Annotated in this window: 9 protein-coding genes; all 9 read left to right on the forward strand. The window is 41.9% G+C overall.

The window, feature by feature from the left end:
* Window positions 1-3,069: Spy0128 family protein (locus K1J10_RS05440; RefSeq protein ID WP_223356125.1), on the forward strand; the 3,069-nt coding region annotated here is incomplete at its 5' end.
* A gap of 156 nt (window positions 3,070-3,225) precedes the next feature.
* Window positions 3,226-3,915 carry a gamma-glutamyl-gamma-aminobutyrate hydrolase family protein gene (locus K1J10_RS05445; RefSeq protein WP_048716619.1) on the forward strand — a complete coding sequence of 230 codons (690 nt, stop codon included), beginning with the start codon at window positions 3,226-3,228 and terminating at the stop codon, window positions 3,913-3,915.
* A 237-nt stretch (window positions 3,916-4,152) separates the two neighbouring features.
* Window positions 4,153-4,599 (forward strand): dUTP diphosphatase, encoded by a 447-nt coding sequence (locus K1J10_RS05450; protein ID WP_223356134.1) that lies wholly within the window; start codon window positions 4,153-4,155, stop codon window positions 4,597-4,599.
* Window positions 4,559-5,116, forward strand: coding sequence for a histidine phosphatase family protein (locus K1J10_RS05455; RefSeq protein WP_223356126.1), 558 nt, complete (start codon window positions 4,559-4,561; stop codon window positions 5,114-5,116). Before K1J10_RS05450 ends, K1J10_RS05455 begins: the two co-directional genes overlap by 41 nt.
* A gap of 13 nt (window positions 5,117-5,129) precedes the next feature.
* Window positions 5,130-6,491 carry a DNA repair protein RadA gene (gene radA / locus K1J10_RS05460; protein ID WP_223356135.1) on the forward strand — a complete coding sequence of 454 codons (1,362 nt, stop codon included), beginning with the start codon at window positions 5,130-5,132 and terminating at the stop codon, window positions 6,489-6,491.
* An 82-nt stretch (window positions 6,492-6,573) separates the two neighbouring features.
* Window positions 6,574-7,269, forward strand: coding sequence for a TIGR00266 family protein (locus tag K1J10_RS05465; protein ID WP_223356127.1), 696 nt, complete (start codon window positions 6,574-6,576; stop codon window positions 7,267-7,269).
* Window positions 7,270-7,414: 145 nt separating this feature from the next.
* On the forward strand, window positions 7,415-7,909 hold the full coding sequence (locus K1J10_RS05470; RefSeq protein ID WP_223356128.1) for a beta-class carbonic anhydrase: 495 nt from the start codon (window positions 7,415-7,417) through the stop codon (window positions 7,907-7,909).
* Window positions 7,910-8,184: 275 nt separating this feature from the next.
* Complete coding sequence (locus K1J10_RS10820) at window positions 8,185-8,721, forward strand: YSIRK-type signal peptide-containing protein (protein ID WP_317629282.1); 537 nt, start codon at window positions 8,185-8,187, stop codon at window positions 8,719-8,721.
* Window positions 8,619-15,281 (forward strand): Spy0128 family protein, encoded by a 6,663-nt coding sequence (locus K1J10_RS05475; RefSeq protein WP_317629283.1) that lies wholly within the window; start codon window positions 8,619-8,621, stop codon window positions 15,279-15,281. Before K1J10_RS10820 ends, K1J10_RS05475 begins: the two co-directional genes overlap by 103 nt.
* The last annotated feature ends 556 nt before the right edge of the window (window positions 15,282-15,837 follow it).

The following is a 15,837-nucleotide window of genomic DNA, read 5'->3' on the forward strand; positions in this document are numbered from 1 at the left end:
GATGGAGATTCCTTGAAGGCAGAAGTCGTCTACCCAGAAAGCAAAACCTTTACCAATGCCTTCACGCCAAACGCAACGACTGCAACAATTGAGTTGACGAAAGAGTTGACAGGTCGTGACTTGGTAGACGGCGAGTTTAGCTTTGAATTGTACGAAGGTGCAAACAAACTTCAAACTGTCACCAACAAATCTGGCAAAGTAAGCTTTGATGCGATTTCTTACACAGCAGAAGGTGAACACACTTACACTGTGAAAGAAGTGAAGGGCGACAATGCCACTATTGCTTACGATGCTTCTGAAAAACAAGTGACTGTTAAAGTCACTCGTGATGGAGATTCCTTGAAGGCAGAAGTCGTCTACCCAGAAAGCAAAACCTTTACCAATGCCTTCACGCCAAACGCAACAACTGCAACAATTGAGTTGGCAAAAGAGTTGACAGGTCGTGACTTAGTAGACGGTGAGTTTAGCTTTGAATTGTACGAAGGTACTAATAAGCTTCAAACTGTCACCAACAAATCTGGCAAAGTGACCTTTGATGCGATTTCTTACACAGCAGAAGGTGAACACACTTACACTGTGAAAGAGGTCAAAGGTGACAACGCCACTATTGCTTACGATGCTTCTGAAAAACAAGTGACTGTTAAAGTCACTCGTGATGGAGATGCCTTGAAGGCAGAAGTCGTCTACCCAGAAAGCAAAACCTTTACCAATGCCTTCACACCAAACGCAACAACTGCAACAATTGAGTTGGCAAAAGAGTTGACAGGTCGTGACTTGGTAGATGGCGAATTTAGTTTTGAATTGTACGAAGGAGCTAACAAGCTTCAAACTGTTACCAACAAATCTGGTAAAGTAACCTTTAATGCTATCTCTTACACAGCAGAAGGTGAACACACTTACACTGTGAAAGAAGTTAAAGGGGATAATGCGACGATTGCTTATGATACTTCTGAAAAACAAGTGACTGTTAAAGTCACTCGTGATGGGGAAGCTTTGAAAGCAGAAGTCGTCTACCCAGAAAGCAAAACCTTTACTAATGCCTTCACACCAAACGCAACAACTGCAACAATTGAGTTGACAAAAGAGTTGACAGGTCGTGACTTGGTAGATGGTGAATTTAGCTTTGAATTGTACGAAGGTTCAAACAAACTTCAAACTGTTACCAACAAAGCTGGTAAAGTAAGCTTTGATGCGATTTCTTACACAGCAGAAGGTGAACACACTTACACTGTGAAAGAAGTCAAAGGGACTACCCCAGGTATCACATACGATACAGCCGAAAAACAAGTAACCGTTAAGGTAACAAAAGATGGAGACAACCTAAAAGCAACAGTTGTCTATCCAGAAAGCAAGGCCTTTGCAAATACTTACTCAGCTCCAAGTCCAGCAAAAGCTCAGATTTCAGCGAGCAAGATTTTAGAAGGTCGTGACCTAAAAGATGGAGAATTCAGCTTTAGCTTGTTGGATGAAGCTGGGGAAGTTCTTCAAACAAAACAAAATGCTGCAGATGGTTCCGTAGCCTTTGATGAAATTTCTTATTCACAAGAAGATGCAGGAAAAACTTTCCACTACACGATTAAAGAAGTGATTCCTCAATCTCAAGAAAAAGGAATGACCTACGATCAATCTAGCATTGAAGTGACAGTAACGGTTACGAAAGATGAAGCAAGCAATACTATCAACGCTACAGTGGCATATGGTGAGAAGAAATCCTTCAAAAATACTTTTGTGACAAGTGAAATCCCACCAACACCACCAGTAGTTGAAAAACCAGAAGCTAAGCTTTATACGATCCAACTTCACAAGGTCAATGGTGAAGGTCAAGCTCTAGCAGGAGCTGTCTTCGGACTCTTTGAAGCGGATGGTGTGACAGCAGTTGCCAACCCTTATGGCGAAGGCCAAGCGACTGCGACATCCGATGCTAATGGTCTTGTCAGCTTTGTAGGCTTTGAGGCTAAGAATTATGTAGTGAAAGAATTGACAGCACCAGAAGGTTACCAACTATCAACTGCTTCAATCGCTGTCTCTGCAACAGAATTGAGCGCTGCGACAGACTTGGTAGTGGATAAAGGAAATGTGGTGAACCAACCGTTTACTGCTATTCCACCAACTCCGCCAGTTGTTGAGAAACCGGAATTGACTCTTTACAGCATTCAATTGCACAAAGTCAATAATGAAGGTCAAGTCTTGGCAGGAGCTGTCTTTGGACTCTTTGAAGCAGATGGTGTAACACCAGTTGCAAATCCATATGGCGAAGGTCAAGCGACAGCGACATCTGATGCCAATGGTCTCGTTACCTTTACAGGACTTGTAGCCAAGGATTATGTAGTGAAAGAATTGACAGCACCAGAAGGTTACCAACTTTCTGAAGAAGCGATTACTGTTTCATCTAGCCAGTTGATTGCGTCAACCGATCAAGTACTTGATCAAGGAAAAGTTGTCAACAAACCATTCACTGCTATTCCACCAACTCCACCAGTAGTTGAGAAACCAGAATTGAAGCTATATACCATTCAGCTTCACAAGGTAAATCCATTCTACCAATCTCTAGCAGGAGCAGTCTTCGGACTCTTTGAGGCGGATGGTGTGACACCAGTTGCGAATCCATATGGTGAAGGTCAAGCGACAGCGACATCTGATGCCAATGGACTTGTAAGCTTTGTAGGCTTTGAGGCTAAGGATTATGTGGTGAAAGAATTGACTGCTCCGGCAGGCTACCAACTTTCAACCGTTTCAATCACTGTTTCTGCGGCAGAGTTAACTGCTGCGACAAATTTGGTAGTAGATAAAGGGAATGTTGTCAATCAACTGACTCCTCCAAAAGGGAATACCCCACCACCTTCTACTGACAAACCAAGAAAAGAAATTCCATCTAATCCTCCAAAAGGGAACACTCCACCACCTTCTACTGAAAAGCCAGAAAAAGAAATTCCATCAAATCCTCCAAAAGAGGATAAAAAAGAAGTTCTTCCTTCTACTGGTCAATCAATGAGTGAAGGACTAGTGGCTACAGGACTCGCATTGGCGGTTGCTGGAAGTGCCTTGGTTTACAAAAAACGTGAGAACTAATCTCTAAAACAGGTTTTGTTCTAGCCTTGCTAGACAAACCTGTTTTTTTGCTTTCGGCGATAAAAAATATTTATCAGGCCCTTAAAAAACACATATTAGACGCTCTAAGGGTGGGATGATAAAATAGGGAATAGAAATATCAAAGGAGGGAAGGGTATGTGTAGAACGATTGTTGGAGTCTCTGCCAATCTATGTGCAGTGGATCCAGATGGGAAAAATATCCATTCGTCTGTATCTTGTAAGTTTGCGGAAACCATTAAGCAAGTAGGTGGCCTTCCTATGGTGATCCCAGTGGGGGATCCATCTTTTGCAAAAGATTATATCGAAACAGTGGACAAGCTTATCCTCAGTGGGGGGCAAAATGTCCATCCTAGCTTTTATGGAGAAGAGATCGCCATCGAGAGTGATGACTACAATCTCGAGCGCGATCAGTTTGAGTTGGCCTTGCTAAAAGAAGCGGTCCGTCAAAACAAGCCGGTCCTAGCCATCTGCCGAGGGGTTCAGTTGGTTAATGTCGCCTTCGGTGGGACTCTCCATCAAGAAGTGGAAGGGCACTGGCAGGGGCTTCCTTTTGGGACATCTCACTCGATTGAGACCAAAAAAGGCAGCGTGGTGGAGCGCCTCTTTGGACAAGCCAGCCAGATTAATTCTGTTCATCGCCAGAGCATCAAGGACTTGGCGCCTAACTTTCGAGTGACAGCCATTGACCCACGCGACCAGACCATTGAAGCCATCGAAGCAGTGGATGGTCATCGCATCATCGGCTTGCAATGGCATCCAGAGTTTCTTGTTAAAGAAGAAAAAGGCAATCTCGAACTCTTCCGCTATCTGTTACAAGAATTGTAAAGTCTTTAGGATTTTTTAAGGAGAAAGGGGTAAACTAGTCTCATCAACAAAGACCTCCTAACTTTGTTTGATACAGTTTACTTTTTTCATATAATCTCCTGCAAAAGTCTCCTCGGTTGAGGGGGCTTTTGTGTGTTTGCCAGAAAAAATACGAATAGTAGTAGAGGGGAGACGCTAGGCCAAAGTGATGGTATAATAGAAGAGATAGAAACTATTAAGAATGAAAGAGGAATTATGATGACAAAAATTCGTGGATTTGAACTTGTATCAAGCTATACCAATCAGGACTTACTGCCAAAACGGGAGACGGCCCACGCAGCTGGCTACGACTTAAAGGTGGCGGAGCGCACAGTCATTGCACCAGGAGAGATCGTCCTCGTCCCAACTGGGGTCAAGGCTTATATGCAAGCGGGTGAGGTGCTCTATCTCTATGACCGTTCCTCTAATCCTCGTAAAAAAGGTCTGGTCTTGATCAACTCTGTGGGGGTTATTGATGGAGACTATTATGGCAACCCAGGAAATGAAGGTCATATTTTTGCTCAGATGAAAAACATCACCGATCAAGAAGTCGTTCTTGAAGTCGGGGAACGTGTGGTTCAGGCTGTCTTTGCTCCTTTCTTAATTGCAGATGGAGATGAGGCGGATGGCATACGGACCGGTGGGTTTGGGTCGACAGGGCACTAAGATGAAGATTATCTTTGTCCGTCATGGGGAGCCAAATTACCGTGAGTTAGAGGAGCGTTCCTATACTGGATTCGGGATAGATTTGGCACCCTTATCTGAGAAAGGAAGACAACAAGCTCAGGAACTTTGCAAAAATCCTTTGTTTGGCTCAGCTGATATCCTGGTGTCTTCTGCAGTGACGCGAGCTTTAGAAACGGCTTTTTATGTATCCTGTGCTACTGGCCTTCCTTTGAGGGTAGAGCCATTATTGCATGAATGGCAGGTTTATGAAACAGGTATAGAGAACTTTGAAACAGCTAGATGTCTGTTTTTAGAAAACAAGGGGGAGCTGATCCCAAATTCTCCTGTTCAATATGAGACAGCTGTAGAGATGAAGTCTCGTTTTCTAGAATGCATGGCTAAGTATCGGGAACATCAAACTGTGGTAGTTGTAGCCCATCGCATGCTCATGCGCCAGTTTGTGCCAAATGAGAAGATTGATTTTTGCCAAGTGATTGAGTGTGAGATAGAGATTTAGAAAGAGGTTTATCATCGCAAAGAAAAAAACGACATTTATTTGTCAAAATTGTGCCTACAATTCACCCAAATACCTAGGACGCTGTCCTAACTGTGGTTCTTGGTCTTCCTTTGTGGAGGAAGTCGAAGTTGCAGAAGTTAAGAATGCACGGGTATCCTTGACGGGTGAAAAGACCAAACCCATGAAACTGGCTGATGTGACCTCTATCAATGTCCATCGTACTAAGACCGAGATGGAGGAATTCAACCGCGTCCTTGGAGGCGGTGTCGTCCCAGGGAGTCTGGTCCTGATTGGTGGAGATCCAGGAATTGGGAAATCAACTCTTCTCTTACAAGTATCAACCCAGCTGTCTCAAGTAGGAACAGTTCTCTATGTCAGTGGCGAGGAGTCGGCCCAGCAGATCAAGTTACGGGCAGAGCGCTTGGGGGATATTGATAGTGAGTTTTATCTCTATGCTGAGACCAATATGCAAAGCGTGCGAGCCGAGGTGGAGCGCCTCCAGCCTAACTTCCTTATCATCGACTCCATCCAGACCATTATGTCTCCGGAGATTTCAGGGGTGCAGGGATCGGTTTCTCAGGTGCGGGAAGTGACAGCAGAGCTCATGCAGTTGGCCAAAACCAATAACATCGCCATCTTCATCGTCGGCCATGTGACCAAGGAAGGAACCTTGGCGGGCCCGCGTATGTTGGAGCACATGGTGGATACGGTGCTCTACTTTGAGGGCGAGCGCCACCATACCTTCCGAATCCTAAGAGCGGTCAAGAACCGCTTTGGTTCTACCAATGAGATCGGAATCTTTGAGATGCAATCAGGTGGGCTGGTCGAAGTCCTCAATCCCAGTCAGGTCTTTCTAGAAGAACGTTTGGATGGCGCGACGGGCTCTGCCATTGTCGTCACCATGGAAGGAAGTAGACCAATCTTGGCGGAAGTTCAGGCCTTGGTGACACCGACTGTATTTGGAAATGCCAAGCGGACGACAACGGGTCTGGACTTTAACCGGGTTAGTCTCATTATGGCCGTATTAGAGAAACGTTGCGGACTTCTTCTCCAAAATCAGGATGCCTATCTCAAGTCAGCTGGTGGTGTCAAACTGGACGAACCAGCCATTGACTTAGCCGTAGCGGTGGCCATTGCTTCTAGCTACAAGGATCTTCCAACCAATCCTCAAGAGGCCTTTATCGGTGAGATTGGCTTGACTGGGGAGATTCGCCGAGTGACTCGGATCGAGCAACGGATCAACGAAGCGGCGAAACTAGGCTTCACTAAGATTTATGCACCAAAAAATTCTCTCCAAGGGATCGCAATCCCAGATGGCATTCAAGTGATAGCAGTCTCCACGGTAGGGGAAGTTCTGAAAAAAGTCTTTTCTTAACCAGGTCTTGGAATCGTTTGCAAAAAGGTTATTCCTATGCTATACTTTTTCTATACTTACTAAACATAGGGGGTTACTTATTTTGCAATTTTTTACAGACAACAATGTGCAGTTCCCTTTGGTCGAGCTGTCTCTCAATCAAGGTGAAACTGTCTATATTCAACGGGGGAGTATGGTCTACCATACGCCTAATGTGACCCTCAACACCAAATTAAATGCGAGTGGCTCTGGTGTGGGACGCTTTGTGAAAGCAGTTGGACGGTCAATGGTTTCGGGTGAAAGTACCTTTATTACTCAGGTATTTGCCCAGTCTAATAATGCCTACCTAGCATTGGCACCCGACTCACCAGGTCAGGTGGTGCCACTCTACTTGGGCGAAAAGCAGTATCGATTGAACGACGGTGCCTTCCTTGCACTGGATGGTACAGCTTACTATACAATGGAAACCCAATCGATTGGTAAGGCACTCTTTGGTGGTCAGGGAGGATTCTTCGTCATGACGACCCAAGGGCAAGGGACCCTCTTGGTGAATGCCTACGGTTCTATTAAAAAAATCGAGCTAAACAATCAAGAAATCACCATCGATAATGCCCATGTCGTTGCTTGGAGCCAGTCTTTGGATTATAATATTCATTTGGAAAATGGTTTCTGGCAATCTATCGGAACTGGTGAGGGAGTCGTCAATACCTTTAGAGGGACTGGTGAGATCTATGTTCAAAGTCTCAACCTTCAAACCTTTGCTGGCTTGCTAAATCGCTATTTACCAAGACGATCATAAGATAAGAAAGGAGAGTAGAAGTCGGTTTGCTTTTACTCTCCTTTTTCATGTAGGCTGACAACTGACAATCTGGGAAAAAGATGGTAAGATAGAGTGTAAATAATTTGGTGTTCAAACTATTTTGCCAACCAGAAAGGAAGTTCCTATGTCCTATTTTGAGAATTTTTTAAAAGCCAATCAAGCCTATGTTGAACTGCATGGAGACCTTCATCTTCCAATCAAACCGAAAACGCAAGTGGCCATTGTGACCTGTATGGACTCTCGCCTTCACGTCGCACCAGCACTAGGTCTTGCTTTGGGGGATGCCCATATTTTGCGGAATGCAGGTGGGCGCGTGACAGAGGACATGATTCGCTCTTTGGTCATTTCCCAGCAACAGATGGGCACTCGAGAAATCGTCGTCTTGCACCACACAGACTGTGGAGCGCAAACCTTTGAGAATGAAGGTTTTCGTCAGCATCTGAAGAAGGAACTGGGAGTTGATGTTGGAGACCAAGACTTCCTACCCTTTCAAGATATCTACGAGAGCGTCCGTGAGGATGTTGCTCTCTTAAAAGCCTCACCGCTGATTCCAGACGATGTCATTATCTCAGGAGCTGTCTATGATGTCGATACAGGATTGATCTTAGAAGTGGGTTAAAGGACAATGGTTAGATTGATAAAGAAGTAAATTACGCCGTATTTTACACGGAAATTTGCTTCTTTTTCTTGTTTTAAAAATATGTATTATAGAGGAATTATACTGATACGGGATGTAAAAATATTTGAAAAAACAAATAAAAAAAATAGCTTTTAGAGGGAAATATGTAAGTATACAAAATTATAGTGCAACAATTTGACAGTGGCTGTCTATTTTTGATACTATAAGCTTTGTATCATGTTCATCATGAAATAACACATAGGAGATACAAATAAATGAAGGAAATGTTCAATAGACGCCAACGCTTTTCTTTACGAAAATATAGCGTGGGTGTTTGTTCTGTCTTGTTAGGGACAGCACTTTTTGTTGCAGGAGCTAAATCTGCATCAGCAGAGGAAGCAACAGCAACATCTGAATCTGCAGAAACTGCGGCTTCAGAAGCACAACCTGCTGCAACAGAATCAAGTCAAGAAGAAGCAACAGCTTCTAAGGCCTATGGTGAAGGAGCACCAGTGCCAAAACTTGACCTATCTACTCCTGTTGCGACTTCTGAAACATCAGCTCCAGCGACTGAAAAAGCTGAAGTAGCTGAAAAACCAGTTACTACAGAGAACAAGGAAGCGAAAGCTGAGACAAAAAAAGAAAAAAAGCTGAAACTGAAAAATCTGAGCAAGCTCCAAAAGCAACACCAACAGAAACAAGCAAACCTGTGGAGAAAAAAGAGTCAAGCTCTAAACCAGCCTCTACAACAGCAACTCGTGCTACAGCAAGTGAAAACTCAGAAGCAGCTGCAAGTGAAACTTCAGCAGTAGCCCCTACTGCTATTTCAGTTTCTGTAAATCCAACAGCTCCGATCACTGGTACGGAAGCAGCTGCGCAAGCAGAGCGGGAAGCTAGTGCTGAAGCGGCTGCGACTATCGCAACTGCCAATGTGGAACGTACAAATGCTGGTGCTTTGGCAACAAGTCGTAGCCGTCGTAACCGTCGTGCCGCTACAGACCACAATAACGAGCCGGTCGCTGTAGCAACTTTCCTAAAAGACGGTGAAGTTGCTACACCTGAAATGACAGATCCGAACGGTGCAAGTGTTTATTCTCAAACTGCACCAGCTGGTTACTCAGCAAAAGAAGGAGATTGGTACACATACGCTATCTGGGATTTAACTGAATTCAATAAACGTTATAATACAAAGTATTATGCACGTGCCTATAAGAGATTTGATGCTTCAACAGATACAACTGTTGACTTAATCGATAAAACAACTGGTGCTGTAGTTGAAACAAGAACAATTACTGCCTCTAGTGGTGTTCAAAAATTCACTACTACTACAGCTGCGTCTAATAGTGAATTGACTTTCCAAGTAGATTATAAAGCAGGTACTGCTGAAAAAGGTAAAACTACTCAACCATTTATTCAAAATGGTTATGCAGTTGGAAAGAGTATCACAGACTTAGTAGCTGCGGGGCACCAACTCACACCTGCAGAGCAAACACTTTATAATGCGGTTTATAATGCTCGTACCACAACAGATGTTCTAAATGTTGTTGAACCAGCATACAATGGCCGTACAATTACTGATTCAAACGCTAAAATACCAGAAACAATTAATAAAACAACTTACTATAAAGTAGTTGATAAAAACAACCTTACTTTCAACGCTAATAAAACGGATAAAACTGTTCAAGATTATAAAGAAAATGGTAATGAAGTAGATTTAGCTAGATATACTCTTAAAGCTGAAGAAGGACAACGTTTCACAGCATCTGGTGAGCGTCAATTTGATGGATATAAATTGTATCAAAGTGCTGATGCAAATGATCAATCAGGCTTTGTAAATCGTCCTTATACTATCGGTACTAGATTCATGGATGCGGACCGTTATGGTATTAAACGTATTAAAGAAGTTGTTGGAGAAGACGGTTCGGTAGTTATTCGTGTTTACTTATTAGACCCAAGACAACAAAGCAAACGTTCTGACGGCTCTCTAAGTACAGATGGCTACATGTTGATTGCTGAAACTAAACCAATTAAACCAGGTGAAGCTAATACGCAAGAACTAGTTGTTAAAAAATCACCTCTTAATACGATTGCACATACTGTAACAGATCCAAAAACAGGAGCGCAAACTCAATATCCAAATGGTAAAGAAGTTGAATTCGATTTCCAAAAAGCTTCAGGATACATGCCTAAGAAGACTGTATTTGTACCATTCTTAGGAGACGGGATTGGACACGGTTCAGCTAATGCACAATTAGAACGTGGAGTTGGTGGTATCGGTACAAACGTTGACTTGCTTAACACTTTGACACCGTATAAACAACCTGTTTATTACTATGTCAAACAAGAACCTGTAACAGTTACTCCAGAAGTTGAAAAACAATTGGAAGGACGTGTACTTGTTGATGGTGAATTCAGCTTCAAGATTAAAGAAGTCAATGAAAACAAATCACTTCCTTCACATGAAGAAACTGTTACTAACAAAAACGGTAAAGCTACATTTAGTAAATTAAGCTTCAATAAAGTTGGTACTTACATCTACACAATCACTGAAACTGCAGGTTCAGATGCAAACGTTGATTACGATGCAATGACAGTTACTATGACTGTTACTGTAACTGAGAACGATCAAGGTGAATTACAAGCTTCTGTTAAATACAGTGGTGCTGGTGGTTTTGCTTCAAGCGCAACTGATAAGATCTTCAACAACTACGTTGTAGCTCCAGTTAAGACTAAGTTTGACTTCAGTAAAGCTCTCGCAGGTCGTGAGTTGAAAGCCGGTGAATTTAGCTTCGTATTGAAAGATTCAACTGGTAAAGTTCTTCAAACTAAGACAAATACTAAAGAAGGTGTTGTAGCCTTTGATGATTTGACCTTTGATAACACACAAGTTGGTACACACAAATACACTGTAGAAGAAGTTGTCCCAGAAAATAAAGAAACTGGTATGACTTACGACACAATGAAGGCGGAAGTTACCATTACTGTTAAGAAGGAAGGTCATGTTCTTAAAGCAACAAACACACTTCCGTCAGATACAGAGTTCAACAATACCTTCACACCTGTTGCTACACAAGCTCAATTCAAGTTCACGAAGAAATTGGAAGGGAAAGAGCTTACGAAGGATGCCTTCACATTTGAATTGGTTGAAAATGGGAATGTCATCCAAACGAAGAAAAATGCGGCTGACGGAACTATCCAGTTTGACGCGATTTCTTACGATAACGAAGGATCTCATACATACACTGTACGTGAAGTAGCTGGAACAGATACAAATATCGACTACGATTCAATGAATGCAGTCGTAACAGTTAATGTAACGAAAGACGCTGCATCTGGTATCTTGACTGCTAATGTTACAATGCCTGAAGATACAGAGTTTAACAACTTTGCAGTAGCTCCAGTTAAGACTCGTTTCGACTTCAGCAAGGCTCTCGCAGGTCGTGAGTTGAAAGCCGGTGAATTTAGCTTCGTATTGAAAGATTCAACTGGTAAAGTTCTTCAAACTAAGACCAATACTAAAGCAGGTGTTGTAGCCTTTGATGACTTGACCTTTGACAATACACAAGTTGGTACTCACAAGTACACTGTAGAAGAAGTTATCCCAGAAAATAAAGAAGCTGGTATGACTTACGATACAATGAAAGCTGAAGTAACAATCACTGTTACTAAAGAAGGTCATGTTCTTAAAGCAACAAACACTCTTCCAGCAGATAAAGAGTTCAACAATACTTTCACACCTGCTGCAACCAATGCTCAATTCCGCTTCACAAAACGTTTGGAAGGTAAGACTCTTGAAGCCAATGCCTTCACATTCGAATTGCTTGAAAATGGCAATGTGATTCAAACCAAACAAAATGCGGCTGATGGTTCAATCCAATTCGATGCAATCCCGTACGCTGCTGCAGGTACACATACTTACACTGTACGTGAAGTAGCTGGAACAGATACAAACATCGATTACGATAACATGAACGCAGTCGTAACTGTCAATGTCACAAAAGACGCACAAACTGGTCTTTTGAACGCTGCAGTTACTATGCCAGAAGATACTGAATTCAACAACTATGTAGTAGCTCCAGTAACTGCTCAATTTGACTTCAGTAAAGCTCTTGCAGGACGTAAACTTAAAGATGGTGAATTTAGCTTCGTATTGAAAGATGCTGAAGGAAATACCCTTCAAACTAAGACAAACGATGCTGATGGTAAAGTGAAATTCGATGCCTTGACATTTACCAATACTCAAGTGGGTGTTCATAAGTACACTGTAGAAGAAGTAGCTGGATCAGAAGCTGGTATGGAATATGACCCAATGAAGGCTGAAGTAACGATCACAGTTACTAAGTCAGGTCATGCTCTTACAGCAACAAAAGCTCTTCCAACCGATACAGAGTTCAACAATACCTTCACACCTGCTGCAACCAATGCTCAATTCCGATTCACTAAGAAATTGGAAGGTAAAGAGCTTACGAAGGATGCCTTCACATTTGAATTAGTTGAAAATGGCAAAGTCATCCAAACTAAGAAAAATGCGGCTGATGGAACTATCCAGTTTGACGCGATTTCTTATGATAAAGAAGGTGCTCATACCTATACTGTACGTGAAGTAGCTGGAACAGATACAAACATCGACTACGATTCAATGAATGCAGTCGTAACAGTTAATGTAACGAAAGACGCTACATCTGGTATCTTGACTGCTAATGTTACAATGCCGGATGATACTGAGTTCAATAACTACCATGTAGCTCCAGTCGTTGCAAGATTTGACTTTACTAAGAAATTAGCTGGTCGTGAACTTAAAGATGGCGAATTTAGCTTTGTTCTTAAAGATTCAACTGGTCAAACTCTTGAAACAGTAACAAATAAAGCTGACGGAACTGTAACATTCTCTGAATTATCATTTGATAATACTAAAGTTGGAACTCATACTTATACAGTAGAAGAAGTTATTCCATCTACTAAAGAGCTTGGTATGACTTATGATACTATGAAAGCAACAGTCACAGTTGAAGTTGCTAAGAATGGTCATACTCTTACAACTGTAACAAACCTATCATCAACAGGTGGGGTAGATGCGAACGGTAACGTGACTGATGGAACAGCGGATAAAGAGTTCAACAACAAGATCACTCCTCCAGAAACTCCAGAATTCAATCCAGAAAAATATGTTCTGAACGAAAAAGAATTTGATTTAACTGGAACTTCATTATTAGATGATGATAAAGAGTTGGCAGACAAGGTCGCAGATACAAATGCGAACCCATATGCGGACGATGCATCTAATAACGAAGCAGCGAATATCAATACTAAATCAGTTAAACCAGGTCAAAAACTTGTTTACCAAGTATGGCTGGATACAACTAAATTTGACGCAGCTAACAAGAACAACATCCAATCAGTAGGAATCTCAGATGACTACGATGAGGCAAAAGTCGACGTTGAAGCTTCAGCTATTAAAGCATACGATGGTAAGACTGGTGCGGATGTGACAGCTAAATTCGATATCGTTGTTAACAATGGTGTGATTACTGCAACCCTTAAAGCTGGCTTCACTAAGTCACTTGGCGATGCAGAAAACACTCAAATCATTGACACAACTAAATTCGAATTCGGACGTTACTACAAGTTTGATATTCCAGCAACTGTTAAAGCGGATGTTAAAGGTGGAGTAGACATCGAAAATACTGCGGCTCAAGTAGTCAACTACTACAACCCAACCACTAAGAAAGTTGAAAAACCAAGCAAACCAACTGAAAAACGTGTAAACAACGTTCCAGTTGAAGTGGAATTCAACTTCACGAAACGTTTGGAAGGCCGTGAGCTTAAAGCGAACGAATTCAGCTTCGTTCTTAAAGATTCAGAAGGTACAACTCTTGAAACTGTGAAGAACGATGCATCAGGTAACGTTAAGTTCTCAGCTATGTCATTCAAGAAGGGTCAAGAAGGCGTACACAACTACACAGTAGAAGAAGTTAAAGGAAGCGACGCAACCGTTACATACGACACAATGAAAGCGAATGTAACAGTTACAGTGGAACACGACGGAACAGCTAAAGTTCTGATCGCGACTGTAGGCGACATTGCGGATAAAGAATTTAACAACCGTGTGACTCCTCCAGAAACTCCAGAGTTCAACCCAGAGAAATACATCCTGAACGAATCTAAATTTGATCTTACAGGTACAAAACTTCTCGATGATGACAAAGAGTTGACTGATAAAGTAGCTGATACCAACAAAGATCCATATGTGGACAAAGTTGATAATAATGAAAAGCAAAATATCAATACCCAAACACTCCATAAAGGTGATAAGGTTGTTTACCAAGTATGGTTGGATACAACTAAATTCACAGAAGCACATTATATTCAATCTGTTGGTATTACGGATAAATATGATAGCGAAAACTTGGATGTTAATGTGGCTGATATTAAAGCTTATGATTCAGTAACTGGTGAAGATGTAACAGCTAAGTTTGATATTTCAATTGTGAATGGTGTCATTACTGCTACATCTAAGGCTGACTTGACTAAGTCTCTTGGAGATGCAGAAAATACTCAAGTAATCGACACTGCTAAATTAGCATTTGGACGTTACTACAAGTTTGATATTCCAGCACGTATCAAGGGAACTGCTAAAGAAGGTGTAGATATTGAAAATACAGCTTCTCAAATTGTTCACCAATATGATCCAACTAAGAAATCAGTTGATAAACCAGAAAAACCAACTGAGAAACGTGTTGTTAATATCCCAGTGAAAGTTGAATTCAACTTCACGAAGAAATTGGAAGGTCGTGCGTTGAAAGCTGGTGAATTCAGCTTCGTACTTAAAGATAAAGATGGAAACGTGATTGAAACCGTAAGCAACGATGCTGAAGGTAAGATCAAGTTCTCAGCTCTTGAGTTCAAACGTGGTGAAGAAGGTACATATATCTATCATGTAGAAGAAGTGAAAGGTACAGAGGCTGGAGTTGAGTACGATAAGATGGTAGCGACTGTTGGAGTTACTGTAACCAAGGATGGTAAAGTGTTGACTCTTACTTCACAAATGCCTGAAGATACTGAGTTTAACAACAAGGTAATTCCACCGAAACCACCAGTAACCCCACCAACACCACCGGTGACCCCACCAACACCACCGGTAACACCACCAACACCACCGGTAACACCACCAACACCACCGGTAACACCGCCAACACCACCGGTGACACCACCAACACCACCGGTGACACCGCCAACACCACCGGTAACACCGCCAGCACCAGAACTTCCTTCTACTGGTGAAGAACAATCAGCTTCTGCTGCATTGTTAGGCGCTGCTCTTGGTTTGGTTGGACTGGCTGGCCTTGCAAGACGCAAGAAAAACGAAGACTAAATTGAAAGCACAGGCGTCTTTCTAAGGGGTTTCTTAGAACAATTTAGACTTCATTATAAAAAGACTAGAATAAAATCACATTTCTTAGATCAGAAAGCTGAATGAGAGCGTGATGGAAATGATTAGCTCTTTTGAGCAGTCGGGATTTTCCCGGCTGCTTTTTTGTATTGATAGGTGAATGGCTCCTGTTATCCAAATAGTTGAAGTTTTTCTTTTGAGAAACAAAGAATCCCTATTCCTATTTTCCTATTTAACAAACAGAAAAAGAGAACAAGATAATCCCAAATCATACGAGAAAAAAATGAGAATAGGTTGGTACTTAAATACTTATGTTTTCATAGTAAAGTTCTGTTATGGAGAAAGTCTTCTCTTAGATAGATAACTAGGCTTTGATATAGGTGGTGTCAGAAAAAATAGAAATTACTAATTCAAGCTATTAAGTGTTGGTAAAACAAAGGGGATATTCTAAAAAGTACAGAGAAATAGGCAAAAGAATTGTTAAAAAATACATGTTTAAAAAAAACGAACTCAAGGTGCAAAAATGAAAGAAACGCAA

Origin of the sequence: Streptococcus australis, from assembly GCF_019930045.1 — a bacterium.
Taxonomy (GTDB): Bacteria; Bacillota; Bacilli; order Lactobacillales; family Streptococcaceae; genus Streptococcus; species Streptococcus australis_D.